Annotated in this window: 20 protein-coding genes, 1 other RNA gene and 1 pseudogene; 9 read left to right on the forward strand and 13 right to left on the reverse strand. The window is 52.0% G+C overall.

Features of this window, described 5'->3' with window-relative positions; genetic code table 11:
* Positions 1 to 3 precede the first annotated feature (3 nt).
* Genes FE839_RS00445 through FE839_RS00455 form a run of 3 tightly spaced genes read right to left on the reverse strand, consistent with a single transcriptional unit; the run spans position 4 to position 3,461 of the window.
* Positions 4 to 855, reverse strand: coding sequence for a sugar ABC transporter permease (locus FE839_RS00445; protein WP_138358031.1), 852 nt, complete (start codon positions 853 to 855; stop codon positions 4 to 6).
* Positions 856 to 865: 10 nt separating this feature from the next.
* The gene (locus tag FE839_RS00450) at positions 866 to 2,173 is read right to left on the reverse strand and encodes a carbohydrate ABC transporter permease (protein ID WP_138358033.1); all 1,308 of its coding nucleotides are present in this window, start codon (positions 2,171 to 2,173) and stop codon (positions 866 to 868) included.
* A gap of 55 nt (positions 2,174 to 2,228) precedes the next feature.
* Positions 2,229 to 3,461, reverse strand: coding sequence for a maltodextrin ABC transporter substrate-binding protein (locus FE839_RS00455; protein WP_138358035.1), 1,233 nt, complete (start codon positions 3,459 to 3,461; stop codon positions 2,229 to 2,231).
* 354 nt (positions 3,462 to 3,815) lie between these two features.
* On the opposite strand from FE839_RS00455, the gene FE839_RS00460 reads away from it, so the two are divergent.
* Entirely contained in the window at positions 3,816 to 4,925 is a 1,110-nt protein-coding gene (locus tag FE839_RS00460; RefSeq protein ID WP_138358037.1) for an ABC transporter ATP-binding protein, read from the forward strand.
* Positions 4,926 to 5,170: 245 nt separating this feature from the next.
* Here the strand turns inward: FE839_RS00460 and FE839_RS00465 are convergent, their stop codons facing one another.
* Complete coding sequence (locus tag FE839_RS00465) at positions 5,171 to 5,443, reverse strand: metal-sensing transcriptional repressor (protein WP_138358039.1); 273 nt, start codon at positions 5,441 to 5,443, stop codon at positions 5,171 to 5,173.
* 164 nt (positions 5,444 to 5,607) lie between these two features.
* Between FE839_RS00465 and FE839_RS00470 the strand changes: the two genes are divergently transcribed.
* Complete coding sequence (locus tag FE839_RS00470; protein WP_138358041.1) at positions 5,608 to 6,477, forward strand: nickel/cobalt efflux protein RcnA; 870 nt, start codon at positions 5,608 to 5,610, stop codon at positions 6,475 to 6,477.
* Between the two features lie 72 nt (positions 6,478 to 6,549).
* Here the strand turns inward: FE839_RS00470 and yczE are convergent, their stop codons facing one another.
* Positions 6,550 to 7,164: a membrane protein YczE gene (yczE, locus tag FE839_RS00475; protein WP_138358043.1), complete on the reverse strand. Its 615-nt coding sequence runs from the start codon at positions 7,162 to 7,164 to the stop codon at positions 6,550 to 6,552.
* A gap of 87 nt (positions 7,165 to 7,251) precedes the next feature.
* Here yczE and yczR point away from each other — a divergent pair, with 87 nt between their 5' ends.
* Positions 7,252 to 8,679 (forward strand): MocR-like transcription factor YczR, encoded by a 1,428-nt coding sequence (yczR, locus tag FE839_RS00480; RefSeq protein ID WP_138358045.1) that lies wholly within the window; start codon positions 7,252 to 7,254, stop codon positions 8,677 to 8,679.
* Positions 8,680 to 8,812: 133 nt separating this feature from the next.
* Here the strand turns inward: yczR and FE839_RS00485 are convergent, their stop codons facing one another.
* The 3 genes from FE839_RS00485 to FE839_RS00495 form a co-directional block, all read right to left on the reverse strand.
* On the reverse strand, positions 8,813 to 9,028 hold the full coding sequence (locus tag FE839_RS00485; protein ID WP_138358047.1) for a hypothetical protein: 216 nt from the start codon (positions 9,026 to 9,028) through the stop codon (positions 8,813 to 8,815).
* Positions 9,025 to 9,282 carry a hypothetical protein gene (locus FE839_RS00490; protein ID WP_138358049.1) on the reverse strand — a complete coding sequence of 86 codons (258 nt, stop codon included), beginning with the start codon at positions 9,280 to 9,282 and terminating at the stop codon, positions 9,025 to 9,027. Before FE839_RS00490 ends, FE839_RS00485 begins: the two co-directional genes overlap by 4 nt.
* Positions 9,283 to 9,698: 416 nt before the next feature.
* The gene (locus tag FE839_RS00495) at positions 9,699 to 11,066 is read right to left on the reverse strand and encodes a PTS transporter subunit EIIC (RefSeq protein WP_138358051.1); all 1,368 of its coding nucleotides are present in this window, start codon (positions 11,064 to 11,066) and stop codon (positions 9,699 to 9,701) included.
* A gap of 276 nt (positions 11,067 to 11,342) precedes the next feature.
* Here FE839_RS00495 and FE839_RS00500 point away from each other — a divergent pair, with 276 nt between their 5' ends.
* Positions 11,343 to 12,542: an enolase C-terminal domain-like protein gene (locus FE839_RS00500; protein WP_138358053.1), complete on the forward strand. Its 1,200-nt coding sequence runs from the start codon at positions 11,343 to 11,345 to the stop codon at positions 12,540 to 12,542.
* On the opposite strand, the gene FE839_RS00505 is transcribed toward FE839_RS00500, so the two are convergent.
* Positions 12,543 to 13,259 (reverse strand): GntR family transcriptional regulator, encoded by a 717-nt coding sequence (locus tag FE839_RS00505; protein ID WP_138358055.1) that lies wholly within the window; start codon positions 13,257 to 13,259, stop codon positions 12,543 to 12,545. It lies immediately after the preceding gene.
* A 182-nt stretch (positions 13,260 to 13,441) separates the two neighbouring features.
* On the opposite strand from FE839_RS00505, the gene FE839_RS00510 reads away from it, so the two are divergent.
* Positions 13,442 to 13,987: a flavin reductase family protein gene (locus FE839_RS00510; protein WP_138358057.1), complete on the forward strand. Its 546-nt coding sequence runs from the start codon at positions 13,442 to 13,444 to the stop codon at positions 13,985 to 13,987.
* A gap of 177 nt (positions 13,988 to 14,164) precedes the next feature.
* On the opposite strand, the gene FE839_RS00515 is transcribed toward FE839_RS00510, so the two are convergent.
* A complete protein-coding gene (locus FE839_RS00515; RefSeq protein ID WP_138358059.1) occupies positions 14,165 to 15,067 on the reverse strand; it encodes an NAD(P)-dependent oxidoreductase in 903 nt (300 codons plus the stop codon).
* A 423-nt stretch (positions 15,068 to 15,490) separates the two neighbouring features.
* Between FE839_RS00515 and FE839_RS00520 the strand changes: the two are divergent.
* Positions 15,491 to 15,805: pseudogene (locus FE839_RS00520) on the forward strand (PQQ-dependent sugar dehydrogenase); the annotation flags it as partial.
* 195 nt (positions 15,806 to 16,000) lie between these two features.
* On the forward strand, positions 16,001 to 16,936 hold the full coding sequence (locus FE839_RS00525) for a LysR family transcriptional regulator (RefSeq protein WP_138358061.1): 936 nt from the start codon (positions 16,001 to 16,003) through the stop codon (positions 16,934 to 16,936).
* 194 nt (positions 16,937 to 17,130) lie between these two features.
* On the opposite strand, the gene ffs is transcribed toward FE839_RS00525, so the two are convergent.
* Positions 17,131 to 17,227, reverse strand: an RNA gene (gene ffs, locus FE839_RS00530) — signal recognition particle sRNA small type.
* A 266-nt stretch (positions 17,228 to 17,493) separates the two neighbouring features.
* Here ffs and FE839_RS00535 point away from each other — a divergent pair.
* Positions 17,494 to 17,805, forward strand: a complete 312-nt coding sequence (locus tag FE839_RS00535; protein ID WP_138358063.1) for an MGMT family protein — start codon at positions 17,494 to 17,496, stop codon at positions 17,803 to 17,805.
* Between the two features lie 37 nt (positions 17,806 to 17,842).
* Here the strand turns inward: FE839_RS00535 and FE839_RS00540 are convergent, their stop codons facing one another.
* Complete coding sequence (locus FE839_RS00540) at positions 17,843 to 18,355, reverse strand: YbaY family lipoprotein (RefSeq protein ID WP_138358065.1); 513 nt, start codon at positions 18,353 to 18,355, stop codon at positions 17,843 to 17,845.
* Positions 18,356 to 18,575: 220 nt separating this feature from the next.
* Between FE839_RS00540 and tesB the strand changes: the two genes are divergently transcribed.
* A complete protein-coding gene (tesB, locus tag FE839_RS00545) occupies positions 18,576 to 19,439 on the forward strand; it encodes an acyl-CoA thioesterase II (RefSeq protein WP_138358067.1) in 864 nt (287 codons plus the stop codon).
* Between the two features lie 53 nt (positions 19,440 to 19,492).
* Here tesB and amtB read toward each other — a convergent pair whose 3' ends face one another.
* The gene (amtB, locus tag FE839_RS00550) at positions 19,493 to 20,779 is read right to left on the reverse strand and encodes an ammonium transporter AmtB (RefSeq protein ID WP_171034786.1); all 1,287 of its coding nucleotides are present in this window, start codon (positions 20,777 to 20,779) and stop codon (positions 19,493 to 19,495) included.
* Positions 20,780 to 20,797: the final 18 nt, after the last annotated feature.

Genomic DNA, 20,797 nt, shown 5'->3' on the forward strand with positions numbered 1-20,797 from the left:
GGATTATCCTTTTGTACTACCGGAGGTCAGACCGGAAACAAAGTATTTTTGGAGCGCCAGATACAAAATCGCGACCGGGACAGCAATCAGCACCGCTCCCGCCGCGTAGGTGGTATAGCTGGCCCCCATCTTCTGCGCGACCAGGTTATACAGGCCAATCGGCAGCGTGTACTTATCCGGCGTACGCAGGATGGTGCTGGAGAGAATGAAATCCCCCAGCGGGCCGGTGAACGAAAACAGCGCAACGACCGCCAGAATCGGCTTCGACAGCGGCATGATAATTTCGATAAAAATACGAAAACTGCTGGCGCCATCCATCCGCGCCGACTCGTCCAGATCTTTTGGGATCGCATCCAGATAACCTTTCATTAGCCAGGTATTCATCGGGATCATGCCGCCAACGTAGATCAGCACCAGCGCCAGGTGGCTGTTGATCAGCCCCAGCAGTTGCGAAAGAACAAAGATCGCAATCAGCGCTGAGAACTGCGGGATCATCTGCAATAGCAAAAACAGCATCAGCCCATTCTGTCGCCCTTTAAAACGAAAGCGGGAGAACGCATAGGCGGTGAAACTGACGCTGATTAACGTCAGCACCATGGTCATGAAACTGATCTTCATCGAATTCCAGTACCAGGTCAGATAATTCACATTACCGTTGAACAAATCCTCATAATGCTGAAACGACAGGTTTTCCGGGATTATTGATGTGCTCAGCAAACTATTCCCGGCGTTCAGCGACGCCCCTACCGTCCAGATCAGCGGATAAATAATGATCGTCGACACCAGGATGACCACCAGCCAGGTAAGTGACAGACGAATCCACTTTTCGCGTTTAATACTCGGTGCTTTAGCCATGTTGCTTCCCTTACGCCATATCGTCATTTTTAAAGGATTTAGTGGCGCGGAACTGCCACAACGCCAGACCGACGACAAAAATCGACAGCAGGATCGTAATGGTGGCCGCGATGGCGTATTGCGAAGACGACATCGTTAATTTGTAGATCCACGACACCAGAATATCCGTGCCGCCGGCATTAGACCCCGCCACCGCCGGGCCGCCGTTGTTGAACAGATAGATAATGTTGAAGTTGTTAAAATTGAAGGTGTATTGCGTGATGATGATCGGCGCAATGGAGTACAGCACCAGCGGCAGCGTAATGGTCCGCAGGCGGGTATATGCACTGGCGCCATCCATGGTGGCCGCTTCATAGAGATCGTCCGGGATCGCCTGCAGTACGCCGGTGGTCATGGCGAAAACAAACGGGAAGCCAAGCCAGGTCTGCATCATGATCAGCGCAGTCCTGGTCCAGAACGGGTCGGTCAGCCACGCCTTCGGACTAATATCCAGGAACGACAATATCGCGTTATTAATCACCCCGAATGAATCGTTGAACATCCCGGCAAAAACCAGAATCGTGACAAACCCTGGCACTGCCCACGGCAGGATAAAAATCGTGCGAATCATTGGTTTAAAGCGCAGATCTTTCTGGTTGACCAGAATCGCCAGCAGCACGCCGACGGTGCATTGCAACGTTGTCGCCAGCAGCGTCCATACGACCGTCCATTGCAGCACGTCAAAGAAGGTTGAGCGCCAGATGGACAGGGTAAAAATATTGATGAAATTTTTGAATCCCACCCAGTCCACCAGCTTCGCTGGCGGCGTGTGATAAAGGTTGTAGTTAGTAAACGCGATCGCGAAACCGAACAGAATCGGGAAAATGACGACAAACACCAGCAAAATAAAGCCAGGCGTGATCATCAGATAAGGAAAACCGTCGCTAAGCAGCATTTGATACTGTTTACGTACGCTATTCAGCGCCAGGCCTTCATCGCGTTTTTTGCCATTTACCCACGCATCACGCAGCGAGAGAAAATAGATAAGCAGACCGAAGGCGATAACCAGTACGCTGATGATCCCTTCCGCCAGCAGAAAAATAGAGTTATCCCGCGGCACCTCTTCACCTAAGGTGTATAACCCCCACAGGCCTTCGCTGAGAAAATCATAAAAAATGCGCATAAAACTGCTCAGCAGCGCCAGGAAGACAATCCCCTTCAGCCACTGGCGGTGATAAAACTGTCCAAAGCCCGGCACGATAGCCAGCAACAGGCCGCACCACGCATGGCGTCCCGCGCCACGCGCCTCGGCAATATTTTCGCTGGGATTGATAATCACACACCACTCCTTCTAAAAACGGGAGGCCCTCCTCCCGTTCTGTTACATCACCTGGTTACTGATTGCTGGCCTGCATCGCTTCGATTTGCATCTTGATCTGCTTCACTGCGCTATCAAGCGCCGCCTTCGGCTCCTGTTTACCGGTCAGGCTCAGCTCCAGCGCGGCATTGGCCGGCCCCCAGACTTCACCCATTTCCGGGATCCCCGGCATTGCCGTTGCCCGCGCAGACTGCACCGCCACCGCGCTGGCCTTTTCATCATTCTTAATCACCGGATCGTCGATCATCGATTTCAACGGCGGGATTTCGCCCGTGGCGATGTAACGCGCTTTCACATACTGCGGCTGGTTGATAAATTCGATGAACTTCTGCGCCAGCGCTTTATCTTTACTCCAGGTCGACACCACATAGCCTTTCACGCCGAGGAAGGAGCTCATTGGCTTGCCATCCGGCAGCATTGGCAGCGGAACAACGCCATAGTTAATCCCTGCCGCTTCATAGGGCTGGAAAGCCCACGGACCATTGATGACCGCCGCCGCTTTCTTCTCGGTAAACAGCGAGTCGATGGCATTCAGCCCGTTATCGCCGAGGATCCCTGCCGGGAAAACCTTATCGGTGTAGAATTTTTTCAGGAAGGTCACCGCTTCCACCGCGCCAGGCTTGTTCAGGCCAATATCCTGCGGGTTGAAACCGCCCTTATCGTTTTTGCCAAAGATATAACCGCCCATTGGGGCGATAACACCCCAGCTGTAGTAGATCTGGTCAAATTTCGCCAACAGGCCGTATTTGCCCGCATCACGCTGTTTTTTCGAATAGTCGAACCACGCCTGCAGGCTATCCAGCGGTTTGTCGATCAGGTCTTTGTTATAAATCAGTACCAGGGTTTCCACCGCTTTCGGCACGCCATAAAGCACGTTATCCATCCGGAAGGCGTTGATTGATGCCGGCGTAAAGGCCGCCTGCTTTGCTTTATCCATCGTCAAAGGAGACAGCAGCCCCTGGACAACCGCGCCACCTAACTGGTCATTAGGGATCACCAACACATCCGGCCCGATCCCTGCCGGTCCATCAAGACGCAGCTTTTCCAACTGCTGGGCGTAGGGCATCTCCTGTACGTTAACCTTGACGTTGAACTGCTTTTCAAAATCGCTCACCGCGGCTTTAATACCATCGGCTTTTTTAATGTCTTCCCAAACGTTTAGCTGTCCGGCCGCGTGCGCCTGCACGCTCGCGAGTTGCCCGGCAGTCAGGGCAGTAAGGATCAGTGCAGCAAGAGTGTTCTTTTTCATTATCAACCTCATGTGAAGGTATAACAATTTAATGGTTTTAATTGTGAAGTGTGACTTCGGTTAATCGCTTAATCAATTGAGAAATAGCGATTCATGAACAACAATCTCGTTATCTTTGATTTGTTATACGCTACGCTTTGAATACCAATAAAACCACTAAAAGCTGCCAGTTGTGTGATCATGATTACAGAAATGAAACTTCAATATAGGGCGCGAAAAATCTGGAAGTTATAGTCAGTGCATGATTTTAGTGTCGTTGAGCATCGTCAGGCTGAGTTGTTATACGTTATACAAAAAACAGTTTACAGTCCAAATCCCAACGGCAAACAACGGCTACTAACCTGGGGAATGTTGATGTCCAATATACGACTGAGGAATGTCACTAAACGGTTCGGCAGTACAGTGACGCTGCATCAGATAAACCTTGATATTGAAGATGGCGAATTTGCGGTATTCGTGGGCCCATCCGGCTGTGGTAAATCCACTCTCCTGCGGATGATCGCCGGGCTGGAAGAGGTCAGCGACGGTGAGGTGCTGATTGGCGATGAGGTGATGAATGACGTCGTTCCGGCACATCGCGGCGTCGCCATGGTATTCCAGTCCTATGCGCTCTATCCGCATATGACGGTGGCGGAAAATATGGGTTATGGTCTGAAGGTCAACAAAGTGCCAAAAGATGACATTCGCCGTCAGGTTGAAATGGTCGCAAAAACGCTGCAACTCTCTCATTTATTAGATCGTAAACCGAAACAACTTTCTGGTGGCCAGCGTCAACGCGTGGCAATTGGTCGCGCCATTGTGCGCAATCCGCGGGTGTTTATGTTTGACGAACCGCTCTCCAACCTTGATGCTGAACTGCGTGTTGAGATGCGTCTGCATATCGCCAAACTCCATCATGAACTCAAGACCACGATGGTTTATGTGACCCACGATCAGGTCGAAGCGATGACCCTGGCCGATAAAATCGTCGTGATGAACTACGGGAAAGTAGAGCAGACGGGTTCACCGATGTCGCTGTATTACAACCCGGTGAATAAGTTCGTCGCCGGATTTATCGGTTCGCCCAAAATGAACTTCCTGCCCGCAACGGTGACCGCCTGGCAACCCGATCAACTTAGCGTGAAGATGGCGCAAGACCACCATCTGACGCTCCATATCACCACATCACCGTTACAACCGGGTGCTTCCGTTACGCTTGGTATTCGTCCTGAACACCTTTCAACGGATGTAAATATTGGTACCGTTGTCGAGTTTCAATGTGAAGTCGTTGAGAGACTGGGCAACAATACCTATCTGTTCGGCCAGTGCTATGGCCACGATAACGTCAAAGTTCTGTTGCCCGGCGACGTTCATTTCCAGCCCTGGCAGAAAATCAGCGTTGCGTTTGACGATCGCTACTGCATGGTGTTCGACGAAAATGATCAACGGATTAGCGCCGATATCGCCGCACCTGATGCCCATTAAACGCAGTGTCTGATTATCGTGACTGCGCTTGAGCACAGGAATATGCGCCACGTATTCACAATACATAGCGACGGTAAGGAAGCACTTAATCTGGCGACCATCGCCGAAGGGAAAAAGCCAAAAACGGCGCAAGCGGCTCCGCGTTGGTCGGGCGCGCCGTCCCCGAAGACGGCTTTGCGATCAAAGACGCCGTGCGTCCCGTGGGTTGTCGGATCCGACGCCCCTGAACAACTCCGGACCTGATGCTATTTCAGATAGGATTTTATCACCTGCATCACCACGTCAAGGTCAGCTTCACGCTGGCCTTCTTCCGGCTCTTTAACCACATGGTCTGTTAAATGCCCCTGGATGACCTGCAGCATCATACCGTTAACCGCGCCGCGAATCGCCGCCAGCTGCTGCAAAACCTCTGCACACTCATGCTCCCGATTGAGCATTTTTTCCAGAGCGGTGCTTTGCCCCTGAATTTTCTTCAATCTGGTCAATAACATCTTCTTGTGACGAACGGTATGTGACATGACGCGATCCACGGTTTGATTAATAGGTCATTTTCACTGACAACACAGTATCCAATGAGAACAGCATAACACGCCCTACTCCCCCGGAGTATTTTTCTACTGGGGGGTAGTATTAGCGTACTGGGGGGGAGTAGTATACAGTCACGTTTGTCAAGGAACGCCATATGAACGATTTCACGTTACTGCTGCAACAGGGCAATGCCTGGCTGTTTATCCCCGGAGCGATTCTATTAGGTGCGCTGCATGGCCTTGAGCCCGGACACTCGAAAACCATGATGGCGGCATTTATTGTGGCAGTGCACGGCACGCTGAAACAGGCTGTACTTCTGGGCTTAGCGGCGACAGTGTCGCATACGGCGGTGGTCTGGCTGGTGGCAATGGCGGGGCTGTGGTTTGGCCGCGGCTGGAATGCGCAAACATCAGAACCCTGGTTTCAGTTGATCTCCGGGATACTCATCGTGTTAATTTCCTGCTGGATGCTGTGGCGTACCTGGCTGGTATCTCACTCGCATGAGCATGAGCATGAGCATGAGCATGAGCATGAGCATGAGCATGAGCATGAGCATGAGCATGAGCATGAGCATGAGCACCATCATCACGATCATCCGCATGGACACAATCCCCATACTCATCAACATCCGCTGATCGCCGCCGATCGCCAGCAGGATGCTCACCAGCGCGCGCACGCTGAAGAAATTAATCGTCGTTTTAACAGTCAGCGAGCCACCACCGGGCAGATTATGCTGTTCGGGCTAACGGGCGGGCTCATCCCCTGTCCGGCGTCAATTACCGTCCTGCTTATCTGCCTGCAACTGAAAAAATTCTCGCTGGGCGCCACCCTGGTGCTAAGTTTTAGCGTCGGGCTTGCGCTCACCTTAGTGGCCTCTGGAGCGATTGCCGCCCTGAGTCTCAGGCATGTCGCTAATCGTTGGCCCGGTCTGAACGCCCTGTCCCACAAAGCGCCATGGATTTCCGGCACGCTGATTATGGCGCTGGGCTTATATATGCTGTTTTATGGCTGGAATAACCTGTAGTTGCCTTCCCGGCATCAACAGGTTTTCCGGAGATTCGGCAGGTCAGCTTCTGTACCCGCTGACAGCGTAAAATCAGGAAACCGCCTCATCGGGTTTTGCCAGCGCTTTACCCGCTATGGGCTGGCGAAACCACGGCAGGCACAGTTGGATCAGCGGCCCAATCGTTAAAGCATAAAGCACGGTTCCCGGGCCAAAATTACCGCCCATCAGCCAGCCAATCAGCAGGACGGAAACTTCAATTACCGTACGAATGCCGCGCAACGACCAGCCGGTACGCGCATGCAGGCCCGTCATCAGGCCATCACGTGGCCCGGGGCCAAAACCTGCGCCAATATACATCCCCGTCGCCAGCGCATTGAGCACAATAGCCGCTACCAGCAACAGACTGCGTGCCACCAGCGATTCCAGCGGCGGCAACATCGCCAGAGTGGCATTTGCCGCCAGCCCCAGCACAATCACATTGCTCACCGTTCCCAGCCCCGGCATTTGGCGTAGCGGGATCCACAGCAGCAGCACTGCCGCCCCCGTCAGAATCATGACCGTACCGAAATCCAGACGGAACTGCTTGCCAATACCAAGGTGAAACACATCCCACGGATCGGCCCCCAGGCTGGCATGCACAAATAACGCGGTCGATACGCCATACAGAACCAGACCAATATAAAGCTGCAATAAACGACGGATCATTTTTCACCTCAGGACAATTGCGATCATCCACATCATCAGTAAAAATGGATTGATAATTAATGGCCAGTTTTTAAAAAGTGGATCGCTATGTCTGCTCGTCGCTTTGGTTCTCAGTCACTGGTACGCCTGCTCGGCAACTGGCAGGAATCTCACTCTCGTACACCGCTCTGGCGTCAACTGGCGGAAGCGTTACGCCTGCTGATCCTCGATGGCCGTCTGCCGCTGGAAACCCGTCTGCCCGGCGAGCGTGAACTGGCGGCATCCCTGAATATCAGCCGTACCACCGTTGCCAGCGCGCTCGGACAACTACGAGAAGAGGGCTACCTTTACAGCCGCCAGGGAAGCGGTTCGCGTATTGCCCTGCCGGAACGACCTATGGAGACGGCAGCGGAAAACCCGGCCCCGTTATCCATCAATTTGGCCGTCGCCGCGCTTAGCGCCGGGCCAGAGATTCATCAGGCCTACCGCCAGGCCCTCAAAATCATGCCGCAGCATTTAGCGAACACCGGTTACGATCAACAGGGGCTACCGCAGCTGCGCGCCGCAATCGCCAGCCGCTATAACCAACACGGCCTGCCGACACGTAGCGATGAAGTGATGATCGTCAATGGAGCGCTCAGCGGATTCGCGCTGGTGCTGCGTTTATTAACCGGGCCTGGGGATCGCGTCGTGGTGGATGCGCCAACTTACCCCATGGCCATTAGCGCGATTCAGGGGGCGCACTGCCGCCCGGTTGGCGTTGCGTTACCGCAGCAGGGCTGGGACTGCGACGGTTTAGCGGCAACGATTGCGCAAACGTCGCCACGGCTGGCCTGGCTGATGCCGGACTTCCATAACCCCACAGGTCGCTGTATGGACAACATCACCCGTCAGCGGGTAGCCAATATCGCCGCACAAACCCACACCACGCTGGTGGTGGACGAAACAATGATTGATTTATGGTATGACGCGCCACCGCCGCCGCCGCTGGCAACGTTCAATGTCGACGCACCGATAATCACTATCGGCTCTGCGGGGAAAAGTTTTTGGGGCGGCCTGCGCATCGGCTGGATCCGCGCCTCTTCGCGAACAATTGCCTCATTAATTCAGGCGCGCGACGCTCTCGATCTCGGCACGCCATTGCTGGAACAGCTAGCCTGCTGCTGGCTACTGGAAAACGAGCATTCCCTGTTGCCATTGCGACGAAACATGCTGGCAGCCCGCCGGGATATGTGCGGTGCGCTAATGGCGGAGTATTTTCCTCACTGGCGCTTCACGCCGCCGGAGGGCGGGCTCTCGTTTTGGGTTGAATTGCCGGAGATGCTGGCAACGATCTTCTCCGCGCGCGCGGAAAGTCACGGCATTCACATTGGGACAGGAACCCGATTTGGTCTGGCTGGCGCCTTTGACCGTTATTTGCGTTTACCTTTTACGCTGTCGGACGAAGAGCTGCGCAGGGCTTTTAATACCTTGCAGCCGATATGGCATAGCCTCACAGAACAGAAAACACATTTCCGCATCAGGAAAATCATCTAATAAAATGTCGACGGGCTGGTGCCAGCCCGTCAAAAATCATCATCGATGATACTTGCGAGATGTTTTTATAAAATTGCATTTCAACCTTGTCATCGAAAAATGTCAGTGCGATGACAAAAGCGAGATAATTCCATTAATGCTGGCGTGGGATTGGAAATCCCTTTAGCGAAATAATAAAGCCGTCTCCATCCTTTTTAATTTTAGCCCCTGTATCACACCAGTCGGAGGCAAGGCGAAAGAACTCATCACTACCAATATTCCAGTTCAAACGCACGTGTTTAACGTACCCGGAACGGAGCATGTCACAGGCTTCGCTATAATTACTGGCTGTAGAGAGTTGTTGTTTCATTTTTTCTTCTTCAGGATTTTGCGTAGTGCCTTGATTTCTTTAGGGGTTAACGGAGAGGTTTCCTCTTCGACATGCTGGTTATCGATATCTTCTTCTGAAACCGCCGGTTCATCTGCTGATTCTGCTACCTGAAAGGCTAACTGCAGCAGTTTTTCCGTGGCCGTTCCTAAGTTTTCGTTATTTTCTTCCGCATACTGACGGAGTTTTTCTTTTAACTCGCTATCAATTTTTACGTTCAGAACTACTGTGGTCATAATCACGCTTCCCGTGAAATAAAATCATCATAGAATTAATACACGAAGTTAACATGCTAATCCAGAGATATATTTTTAGCTTATACCCGACAACATTTTCCCATCAATAATCTGCACGTTATATATGACATTAAGATGACAATAAGATGTCATTTAAATTTCAAATTTATGACACTGGCGTCGTGTGGCCTTTTCTTCGCCAGACACGTCCACATGAACAGAAACAGCATGCATGACCGCAACGCTGTTCCCTACATAAAAATACATAACGATATTAAAACAGGCGCCACGTCGGAATAGCCAACAAAATCACAGGCCGCCCCGTGCAGCAAAGGGTAATAACTCACTGACGATGGCTGAAGGTGAAGAGATAGCGAGCATTCGTCTGGCGCGCCAACAGGCGCACCAGCGTCAAGCTACTCCACAGTGTCTTTACCTACCAGTACAGTGGTTAACAGGAAAGAAAGCAGCAGCGCGATCACCACGCCGGAGAGGGCAAAAACAAAATACGGGCCAATATACGCTGGCAGGCTAAAGATACTCGACAAAATATAGCCATACAGCCGGACCCCGAAGAAAGCAATAAATGCAGAGGCCAGCGAGCTTGCTACCGTCGCGGCAATAAACGCTTTTTTATAACGCGTCAGGACGCCAAACAACGCAGGCTCCGTAATGCCCAACAGTGCGGAGATTGCCGCCGATAGCGTCACCGTTTTGTCCTGACGGTTGTTACTTATCCGCCAGATAGCGAACGTCGACCCGGCAATCGCCATATTCGCCATAAACATCATCGGCATCAACATGTCATAGCCCTGCTCGCTAAAGTTTTGCAACGCAATGGGCGTCATTGCGTGATGCATACCGGTAAGAATAGCGATCGGCCGAATCGCCCCCACAACCAGCCCGGCAAAACTGGCTGAAATACCAAATAACCCCTGAATAAACAAGGCCAGCACTTTACCCAACCAGATCCCAATCGGCCCGATAACCACCAGTGCCGCCAGCGCCGCGAGAAACAGCGTCAGCGTCGGCGTGAAGACCGTCTTTAATACGTCCGGCATGATCCTGTCCACCCAGCGGTGAATATAACTCAACGCCAGAATGGAGAAAATCACCGGAATAACGCTTGCGGCATAGTTAAATACCGAAACCGGTATCGCGTTGAGTAACCAGAAGGCGCTCACCGCCCCTTCCTGATGCGACGCCAGCGCCTTTGCAGCATCGATCAGCGATGGATACATCAAACAGGCAGCCACTGCCGCCGCCAGATATTCATTGGTTTTGAAAATTTTCGCCGCCGATACGGCGAGGAAAAATGGCAGAAAATAAAAAACGCCACTGGCTATCAGGTCAATCACCACCACGGTATCGCTTTTCGCCGAGACCACATTCAGAGCAATCAACCCGGCCAGCAGGCCCTTTATCATCCCGGCACCGGCAATCGCTGGCACGATGGGACCAAACACCCCGGAAACCGTATCCATAAACAGCGATACCAGACTTTTGCGCCGTTGAATAGGCGTCTCGTTTTGCGGCGCTTTTCCCAGCACCGTCAGCATTTGCTCATACCAGCTATTTACCTTCGGTCCGATAACAATCTGAAACTGATCGCTTTGCAGTTGCGCGCCAAGCACGCCCGGTAGTGCCTTAATCGCGTGTTGATCAACTTTATTATCATCAACCAGATCAAAGCGTAAGCGCGTCATACAGTGCCAGACATTGTTGATATTATCCTGTCCGCCGACCAGACGAATAATATTAGTAATGGCTTCTTGCGTCCCCATAAATGCTCCTGCAGGAATATTGTCGTTTTAATATCTGCCCAAAAGGGTAGAGAAAGTCGACATTCAAAACAAACCAATAAAACATGAACTCCATCACAAATTACCATCAATAAGCCATAAAAAGCCCGATAAAAATAAAATTGGTATGGTTTTTAATTAAATTAAACAAAAATAACTTACCAAAATTTTTATTAAAAAAAGGTTTACCACAGTACAAAATTAAGGAGATGATAATACCCCTATCGGCACATCACTTCGCTGTAAAGGAGTCTCCCAGTGACGCCAACCATCATTCAAAATATCGAATGCTTTATCACTCGCCCGGACAGACATAACCTGATTACCGTGCGGGTTAGCACCGACAAAGGTCTTACTGGCCACGGCTGCGCAACCTTCCAGCAGCGTCCGCTGGCGGTCAAAACCATGGTTGATGAGTATCTGAAACCGCTGTTGATCGGGCGCGACGCGAATCATATCGAAGATCTCTGGCAGATGATGAACGTTAACGCCTACTGGCGAAACGGTCCGGTGATAAATAATGCGATATCCGGCGTGGATATGGCGCTGTGGGATATTAAAGGCCAACTGGCAGGCATGCCGCTTTATCAGTTGCTTGGCGGGCAATCCCGGGATGCCATTGCCGCCTACAGCCATGCCAGCGGTGAAACGCTGGAAGCGCTCTTTGCCCGCGTAGACCACCTGCGCGAACAAGGCTATCGTCATGTTCGCTGTCAGTTAGGTTTTTACGGCGGGACACCGACGCAACTGCATACTCCGGAAAACCCAACGCCCGGCGCCTGGTTCGATCAGCAAGAATATATGGACAATACCGTCGCCATGTTCAGGGCGCTACGGGAAAAGTATGGTTCTGGTCTGCAAATTTTGCATGATGTACACGAACGCCTCTTCCCGCAGCAGGCAATACAACTGGCGAAGCTGCTGGAGCCCTATCAGCCGTATTTTATTGAAGATATTTTGCCGCCGCAGCAGAGTGCCTGGCTTGAGCAAGTGCGTCAGCAAAGCTGTGTTCCGCTGGCGATGGGAGAGCTTTTTAATAACCCGGCGGAATGGCATGAACTGGTGGTAAACAGGCGCATCGATTTTATTCGCTGCCATATTTCGCAAATCGGCGGCATCACTCCGGCACTAAAACTGGCCGTGCTGTGCCAGGCCTTTGGTGTACGCCTTGCCTGGCATGGTCCTGGCGATATGTCTCCCATTGGGGTCGCGGTTAACACGCATCTGAATATTCATCTGCATAACGCGGCGATCCAGGAATACATTCCCTGTTCAGTGGAAACCAACAACGTTTTTCCCGGCGCGCCGGTGGCGAAAGACGGTTTTATCTATGCGCCGCAAACGCCGGGCATCGGCGTAACGTTCAATGCGGAGGAAGGCGCACGCTACCCGGTCGTTTACCGCCCGCACGAGTGGACGCAAAGCCGTCTGCCGGATGGCGCAATCCACACACCGTAATCAGGCCTCGCCCCGGCGGAAGGCGAGGTTTGCCCGGTTATGCGGAATCACATAGGTACAGGTGTAGTGGATATCAATGATATCGCTGATTTCATACACTCTACCCCCTTCCAGAATCCCGCGATTACTGATGTGCATAGCCGGGCTGCCTTTCTTGCAGCCCAGCAGCGCCGCCTGCTCACGACTGACAGCAACCGCACGATAGGTCGTCAGCATGTGCGAAATCTGATATCCCTTTCTCAGGACATACTGCTGCAATGAGCTCTCGATGATTTGCTGATTCAGATCGGCGAAATCCGCGGCAGGCATGCGCGATATTTCAATTTGCACAGCCTCTTCATCCACAAAGCGCAGCCGACAGAATTGCCAGATAAAACTGTCATCCGTCAGTCCAAAGATCTGTTGTTCATCGCGATCGGGACGTTTTTTATGCAGACTGACCAGCCGAAAGCGGATCTGATCGAAGCGTTTTTCAGTGATAGAATTGTAGACCAGCGGATTGTTGCGCGCCTGCTCGTTAATCCAGATCCCAGACCCTTGCACAACCCGCACGACGCCAATGCTGGCCAGCTTTTCAATCGCCTGACGAATGGTAAAACGGGAGACACCATACTCTTCCGCCAGCTGTCTTTCGGGAGGGAGTTTGCGCGGCCCGGATTCACTGCTTTGATAAATTTTGCTTAACAGATCCTGAGTGACAAACTCTTTTTTCTTCATCCTTATTCATTCCTGAACGAAATGCGTGTTATCGCATTTGAAGGTTTGTTTTCCCAGTATCAAACAGAGCAGGCCGTGCCGTAAAGCGCTGTCAACGCCCTGTTGCGCAGCGCGCAGAAAGTAACCAGATAATCCTCTGGATTTGCTATCTTTTAAACAGGCTTACTCATGGAGATAGCGCGATGAAAAAGCAATCCTGGCCCCTGCATGATGTGCGTCACTGGCTGGAACCCGGCCCGGTCGTGCTCGTCAGCAGCCACTGGCAGGGTAAAAACAATATTATGACGCTGGGCTGGCATACTATTCTCGAGTTCACTCCGTCATTGATAGGGTGCATGATCTCAGCCGGTAACCTCAGCTATGAGCGGATCCGCCAGAGCGGTGAGTGCGTGATCAACTTACCCGACGCACAGATGGCAGATATCGTCGCGGGAATTGGTAACTGCAGCGGCGACAGAATCGATAAGTTCGCTGAATTTGGGCTGACGGCGGAAAAAAGCGAGCGGGTTAGCGCCCCGTCCATTGCCGAATGTCACGGCAATTTCGAATGCCGTTTGTACGATGACGCGATGATCGATAGCTACAATTTCTTTATTTTTGAAGTGGTCGCCGCGCGGGTGAACCCCCAGCCGACTTGGCCGCAAACCCTGCACTACACCGGAGGTGGTCTGTTTCGCACGGATGGCGACATTATCGACCGCCAGGCATTATTTACCAAAGTATCCTGAGCGTTATTCGTCCGGCAAAGGGGATATTGGGCCACAGCGGCATCACTAAGTTCAGGGACCTGACAGCTTTTGAACTATGCAGGCGTCCGGGAAACGATCGCTATTTTGGTCATTCGCTACCCGCGATTGCCCATAAATGCGTGGGGCCCCTGAACGGTCTTATCATAACTGTTCCCGTCATACCTCTTCTGATAAAGCAGTTTGCGAGCCGAAGTGAGAGTGTTTCGCAAGCCAGAGGTAAATCGATGCCAGATCCAGGTCTGAATAACCATTATCTGCCGCATCGTCCCAGCAATCGGCAATTTTTGTCAGAATGGGGAGCTCGATTTCTCCTGCGGCATCAAGTGCCAGATTCGCATCTTTCAGCGCATGACTGAGCTGCATTTGCGGTGGGAAACGATTTTCCGCGATCATCTCCAGTTTAGCTTTCACATACGGTGCCGCCAGTGGCCCACCATCCAGCGCCTGCCAAAACTCAGCAGGGGTAAAACCTAATTTTGCCGCCAGTAAAGTACTCTCGGCAACGCCCTGCATCATCATAATCAGCCACGTATTGAGGACGAGCTTCATTTTTTGACTACTCCCTACACCTCCAAACCATTGAGTTCGCCGGGCAATCGCAGAAAACACGCACTCAACCGCCATACAACGCGTACGAGCGCCGCTGGCGAGCACCAGAATTTGCGCATTTTCTGCCGGTTTTTTAGTACCCGATACGGGGGCGTCGAGATAAGTCAGGGAAGGACGTAGTGATTCCAGCAGGTTTGCCGCCTCTTTGGTTTCCTCTACGCCAATAGTGCCCATTTGACAAAAGATAGCCCCATCCTGACACGCGGGTGCTATCTGTTGGATCACATTTAACGTCGCTTCTGCATTCGTCAGGACGGAAAGGATCACTTCCGCAGACTCGACTGCCTGCTGTGGTGTCGCATGACGGATGAGCCCACTGGCAAGCAAATCCTCACCTCGCGCTGGCGAACGGTTCCAGCCGTGGACGGTAAACCCATTTTTTAGCAAATTACTGGCAAACGCATGCCCCATGGCACCGAGTCCAAGGACGGCAACAACAGGTAAGTTCATGACATTTTCTCCTGCTTACATCAATGTAATTCCGTAGTGTTTCCGGTTATACCCTGATTAACGCTATGTAACTGGATTAGGTGAATACCACCATAACGGAGTGTAACATTATAAGGTATGGCGATTTATGCAAAACTGATTTCCATATTTTGACATATCGAACCTGTTAACAAAATGTATAATCACTTCGCGTTTTTAATATGAATAACCAATAACATATCGGGTTATTTACCCTGCTGCAATGCACCCGTATGTATGTGGCTAAAAACAGTATCAACACACTTCGTACCCACTCTCCCTGACGAGGAATGAATAATGAGTGATAACGCTCCCAAACGGTGCAATATCCTTGCGACCATCTTTTATAATTTTCTCAACCCGAACCTTATGGTTTTTTTATTGCCTGTGTCAAAGACAAGGCGCCTTAGTTCCCACGTCGCGCCATTAGGCATGTTGTTTTATACTGGCGGGATGTTGCCGCAAAAATACCAGGGTGGCGTATTCATCAGTAAGCACGGTAGCCGGGACCGTTCGCCGCTTAACGGTTATAACGTCAGTTTCATCGCATTTAAAGAAGGCAAGCCCGTTGGTAAACCTGAAAGTATTATTAGTGGCGTTGTCTCCGAAGATGAAAAAGAACTGTCTGGCGCACCCGTGGGGCTCGCACAGGACAATCAGGGCGCATTAATTATCGCCGATGATGTTGGCAATACTGTCTGGCGGGTAACCGCAAAATAATATCCGTTCTTATCATTCGGCTTCTCGCATTCAGGGAATGCCCTTTTTATACATCGCCAGTCACGCCAATAAATATCAGGACAGCCACGGACGAAAAAAATGATGAGCAATAAAGTCAAGTCGATTATTATTAAGCGCCTTCGCCATGAGTGGGTTACTGAACAGGCATTCATCATAAAAGAGACGTAAAATTCGATGAACCATTTAGCTGCAATCAGAACCTTTGTCAGCGCCGCGGACCTTAAAAGCTTTAGTGCTGCGGCCAAAGCATTAAATATCGAAGTATCAACTGCTTCCCGCCATATTTCTGATTTAGAAGAGTACTTACATGTCACGCTATTTAACCGGTCTACTCGTGGGTTAACGTTGACGGAAACAGGGGATTTTTTCTACTCACATGCTCAACAATTGTTACTACAGTGGGAAGAAGCGCGTCATTTAACGACCGCGCTGGATAAACACCCTTCCGGCCTGCTACGCATTAGCGTTCCCAGCACATTTGGCCGATTGCATGTTATGCCATTTGTTGATGAGTTTCTTCGCTTACACCCTAACGTTACGCTGGATATCAGCTTCAATGATGAAATACAAGATCTGATTGAATCCCGTATCGACTTAAGCATCCGTATTGGCGTATTGCCTGACTCATCCATTCATGCCCGAAGGCTGGCCTCACAAACGCGTTCAGCCTGGGCCAGCCCACAGTGGATTGCAAAGAACACCCCTTCAGCAACTCCCGGGACCAACAACGACAGGCAAGAAGAGATCGCTACTGTGATGTTTTCGCGACTGCATGGTTCAGGGTGGTTTACGCGTAAAGTCGGCTCAACGGACGCATGGCGACGGATACCTGTACATTATCGTCTCAGCGTCAGCGACAGCGCCGCAATGCTTTATGCCTGCTGCAATCATGCGGGAATTGCCATTTTACCGGACTGGTTGTCCCATGAAGCAGAGAGAAAAGGCGACATTCAACGGGTCTTTCCTGACTGGGAATTCAGTATGTTCCCTGCTGAAACCGCTATCTGGATACTCTATCCGCAGAAGCGAATATTGCCACGTAAGGTCCGAACCTTTATCGACTTTATGGTCGAAAAGGTGGGAATACCGCCCTACTGGGAGCGAAAGTAAGGGTATGACTTATGAGTCTGTTAACCACGTTAACCCAAAAACAGACAAAGGCATTCGTTAACCTGCATAAGGAGGGAAACCCCCGAATATCACGCTGATTTGCGGGAGACAGCAAACGGCATATCACTCGCCAATCAATGCAAAGAGACAAGCGTTTTAACCATTGAGGTGTCGTTAGCACAAATGGGTGGGGGCCCTGCCAGCTACATCCCGGCACACACGTCGTCTGCTCTGGCTGCTTCCTTCCGGACCTGACCTGGTAAACAGAGTAGCGTTGCGGGAGAACCAACAGGGCCCCCATTGAGAGCGCCAGTGACCTGACGCGCTGGCGCATTATCCCTGCTGGCCCGGTGAATTGCAAGCTACCGCCGATTAGCTGCTGGTTTATTGCACAAAGGAGAGAAATGAACACTGTAGAAACCCTTTGTCCGTACGCTCCGATACAGGCAAAGACGCCTTGAGGATATCGCGCGGCCAAAAGCCTGCGGCTTCATCCGCTATCTGTACAGGCGGTCATCTAACGCTTATTCTGAATCTTTCCGGCAACAGGATGTAGCATGAATTCTCACGATACTTTCCCCCAGCGGGTCTGGCAGATAGTGGCCTCGATTCCAGAAGGCTACGTTGCCACCTACGGCGATATTGCGCATCTGGCAGGTTCGCCGCGTGCGGCACGCCAGGTGGGAGGTGTGTTAAAGCGGCTGCCGGAAGGGTCCACGCTTCCCTGGCATCGCGTGGTTAACCGTCATGGCGTTATCTCCCTCACCGGCCCCGATCTACAGCGCCAACGCCAGGCGCTGTTGGCGGAGGGCGTACAGGTTTCCGGTAGTGGCCATATCGACCTGCAACACTATCGCTGGATTTATTAAAGGTAAATAAATGCCCCGGAGAGGGGCATGGTCGTGATTATTGCGCGGCAGGCACAGCGTCATTAGCCATTGGTACCGCCGTTTGCTGGACCGGTATCAAATGCAGATCGGCACGATTACCGCCCTGGTTAATCACTGTCTGCACCGTATCAGTGATAAACATCAACTGGCCATTAACGGTAATCGCGGCACTTAACAGAATGCGTGCGTTGGGCTTAATGTCCGCCGGGTTATAAGGCAATACAAAGTTAAACGGCGCCTGCTTTCCTTCCGTCCTGACCGCTTTTTGCGACAGGACGCGCGCGGGCGCATCAGTCAGGGACGCATCCGATAAGGTCACGGTCAATACAGCATCCGGCGGTAATGCCACGCGATGTCGAATGTTGATGGTCCCTGAGACATTAGGTTGTTGCTGCGAGGAGCTTAGAGAGGCAATGCCATAAGGATCGGGTGCCGCCGTCTGGTTCGCTGTATTGCTGCCGTGATTATTCGCACAGGCAGATAACGTCGCCGCCACGGCTAACGCGCTTAGCATATAGGCAATTTTCATTCTTTTCTCCTTTTTATCCCTTATATAACAGGAGCACATCCTGCCAGGATCAGGAACAGGACATGAGCATCGTGAATAAGTGTGGCACAGATCTCAGTTCTCTTCCTGGAAATGAGCCCATATTCAGATTCTTGCACCCATCGGACCACTTACGATTCCAGGTTATACTTTGCCTCAATAACGCGCTGCGCACGGCAGCCACCATTGATTGAGGGTCACTATGAGTCAGGCACTAACCAATCTGCTGGGATTATTAAATCTGGAAAAAATTGAAGAAGGGCTATTCCGCGGGCAGAGCGAGGATCTGGGATTGCGCCAGGTCTTTGGCGGCCAGGTGGTAGGTCAGGCACTCTATGCAGCCAAAGAGACCGTCCCGGCGGAACGTCTGGTTCACTCGTTCCACAGCTACTTTCTGCGTCCCGGGGACAGTCAGAAACCTATCGTCTATGACGTTGAAGTCCTGCGCGACGGTAATAGCTTTAGCGCCCGCCGGGTTGCGGCCATTCAGAACGGCAAGCCTATTTTCTATATGACCGCGTCTTTTCAGGCCCCGGAACCTGGCTACGAACATCAAAAAACGATGCCCACGGTGCCCGCCCCGGACACCTTACCCTCTGAAACGGATATCGCCCGTAAGCTGGCCCACCTCTTGCCACCGCAGGTTAAAGATAAATTTCTCTGCGATAAACCACTGGAAATTCGTCCGGTTGAATTTCATAACCCGCTGAAAGGCCACGTTGCAGAGCCAGCTCGCCAGGTATGGCTCCGCGCCAACGGGGCGGTGCCGGAAGATCGCCGTATTCACCAGTATCTGCTGGGCTACGCTTCTGACTTTAACTTCCTGCCTGTGGCGCTGCAGCCGCATGGCGTCGGTTTTCTGGAGCCAGGAATGCAGGTTGCCACTATCGATCACTCAATGTGGTTCCATCGCCCGTTCGACATCAACGAATGGCTGCTTTACAGCGTTGAAAGCACCTCCGCCTCTAGCGCGCGGGGTTTTGTCCGCGGTGAGTTCTACGCTCAGGATGGCACGCTGGTCGCATCGGCAGTGCAGGAAGGCGTGATACGTAACCGTAACGCATAAAAAAACAGAGCCTCCCTGGGGAGGCTCTGTTGTGCATGGAAATACGTTATTGATCAGGCATTGTAGGCGTTTTCGCCATGGCTGTTCACATCCAGACCTTCGCGTTCCTGGTCTTCCGGTACGCGCAAACCTACGGTCATATCGGCAACTTTGTAACCAATAAAGGCAACAACACCGGACCAGACGATAGTGAGCGCAATACTTTCCAGCTGTACCAGCACCTGATGGCCCATGGTCACACCTTCCGCATAACCCACGCCGCCCAGAGAGGCCGCAGCAAAGATACCGGTCAGGATACAACCGACAATACCGCAAACGCCGTGTACGCCGAACACATCGCACGGATCGTCAACACGCAACCAACGTTTCAGCACGGTTACGCCCCACAGACCCGCCAGGCCCGCCGCGATACCCACAATCAGAGAGGCGCCAACACCGATGTAGCCACACGCTGGAGTGATACCGACCAGGCCCGCAATGGCCCCGGAGCATGCGCCCAGCAGAGACGGTTTACCGCGAGTCGCCCACTCACCGAAGGTCCACGCCAGGATGGCCGCTGCCGTTGCTACTACGGTGTTGACGAAAGCCAGACCGGCAATTTCGTTCGCCGCGCTAGCTGAACCGGCGTTGAAGCCAAACCAGCCAACATAGAGAATAGCGGTACCGGTGAAGACCATCGGCAGATTATGCGGTTTGAACGCTTCTTTGCCAAAGCCAACGCGTTTGCCCATCATGTAGGCACCCACCAGTCCGGCAACCGCGGCGTTGATGTGTACAACCGTACCGCCCGCGAAATCAAGCGCGCCGTGCGTCGCCAGCAAGCCGCCGCCCCATACCATATGCGCAATCGGCACATAAGAGAGGGTCAACCATACCACCACGAAAATCAGCACCGCGGAGAAGCGGATACGTTCAGCCAGCGAACCGACAATCAGGCCGACGGTAATACAGGCGAAAGAGCCCTGGAAAGCAACATGAATATATTGATAGAAGCTGCCCATCAGCGCTTTTAACTCAATATTCTTCAGCAGTACCCAGTCGAAGTTGCCGAAGAAGCTACCGCCTGTGCTGAAAGCCAGGGTATAGCCATAAACCACCCACAACACGCAGACCAGAGCAAAGGTCACAATGACCTGGGTCAGCATAGAAAGAACGTTTTTACTGCGGATCAAGCCACCATAGAACAGCGCAATTCCCGGAATGGTCATAAAAAGCACCAGCGCGGTGCAAATCATCATAAAAGCGTTGTCGGCCTTATCAGCTACTGCCGGAGCGGCCATCGCCAGTCCCGGAAGAAGCGCCAGAGCTCCCAGACCTGTTTTCATTGTTGCTATCTTCATTGTTTCGTTCCCCATCAC

It is taken from the genome of Klebsiella indica, assembly GCF_005860775.1.
Lineage (GTDB): Bacteria > Pseudomonadota > Gammaproteobacteria > Enterobacterales > Enterobacteriaceae > Klebsiella > Klebsiella indica.

Excerpts from the sequence above, each read along its gene's own strand:
- FE839_RS00515 (WP_138358059.1), bottom strand. The coding sequence starts at position 15,067 with ATGAACTTACCTGTTGTTGCCGTCCTTGGACTCGGTGCCATGGGGCAT.
- FE839_RS00540 (WP_138358065.1), bottom strand. The coding sequence starts at position 18,355 with ATGAAAATTGCCTATATGCTAAGCGCGTTAGCCGTGGCGGCGACGTTA.
- FE839_RS00535 (WP_138358063.1), top strand. The coding sequence starts at position 17,494 with ATGAATTCTCACGATACTTTCCCCCAGCGGGTCTGGCAGATAGTGGCC.
- yczR (WP_138358045.1), top strand. The coding sequence starts at position 7,252 with ATGTCTGCTCGTCGCTTTGGTTCTCAGTCACTGGTACGCCTGCTCGGC.
- FE839_RS00455 (WP_138358035.1), bottom strand. The coding sequence starts at position 3,461 with ATGAAAAAGAACACTCTTGCTGCACTGATCCTTACTGCCCTGACTGCC.
- FE839_RS00510 (WP_138358057.1), top strand. The coding sequence starts at position 13,442 with ATGAAAAAGCAATCCTGGCCCCTGCATGATGTGCGTCACTGGCTGGAA.
- yczE (WP_138358043.1), bottom strand. The coding sequence starts at position 7,164 with ATGATCCGTCGTTTATTGCAGCTTTATATTGGTCTGGTTCTGTATGGC.
- tesB (WP_138358067.1), top strand. The coding sequence starts at position 18,576 with ATGAGTCAGGCACTAACCAATCTGCTGGGATTATTAAATCTGGAAAAA.
- FE839_RS00470 (WP_138358041.1), top strand. The coding sequence starts at position 5,608 with ATGAACGATTTCACGTTACTGCTGCAACAGGGCAATGCCTGGCTGTTT.
- FE839_RS00490 (WP_138358049.1), bottom strand. The coding sequence starts at position 9,282 with ATGACCACAGTAGTTCTGAACGTAAAAATTGATAGCGAGTTAAAAGAA.
- FE839_RS00525 (WP_138358061.1), top strand. The coding sequence starts at position 16,001 with ATGAACCATTTAGCTGCAATCAGAACCTTTGTCAGCGCCGCGGACCTT.
- FE839_RS00460 (WP_138358037.1), top strand. The coding sequence starts at position 3,816 with ATGTCCAATATACGACTGAGGAATGTCACTAAACGGTTCGGCAGTACA.
- FE839_RS00495 (WP_138358051.1), bottom strand. The coding sequence starts at position 11,066 with ATGGGGACGCAAGAAGCCATTACTAATATTATTCGTCTGGTCGGCGGA.
- amtB (WP_171034786.1), bottom strand. The coding sequence starts at position 20,779 with ATGAAGATAGCAACAATGAAAACAGGTCTGGGAGCTCTGGCGCTTCTT.
- FE839_RS00485 (WP_138358047.1), bottom strand. The coding sequence starts at position 9,028 with ATGAAACAACAACTCTCTACAGCCAGTAATTATAGCGAAGCCTGTGAC.
- FE839_RS00505 (WP_138358055.1), bottom strand. The coding sequence starts at position 13,259 with ATGAAGAAAAAAGAGTTTGTCACTCAGGATCTGTTAAGCAAAATTTAT.
- FE839_RS00445 (WP_138358031.1), bottom strand. The coding sequence starts at position 855 with ATGGCTAAAGCACCGAGTATTAAACGCGAAAAGTGGATTCGTCTGTCA.
- FE839_RS00465 (WP_138358039.1), bottom strand. The coding sequence starts at position 5,443 with ATGTCACATACCGTTCGTCACAAGAAGATGTTATTGACCAGATTGAAG.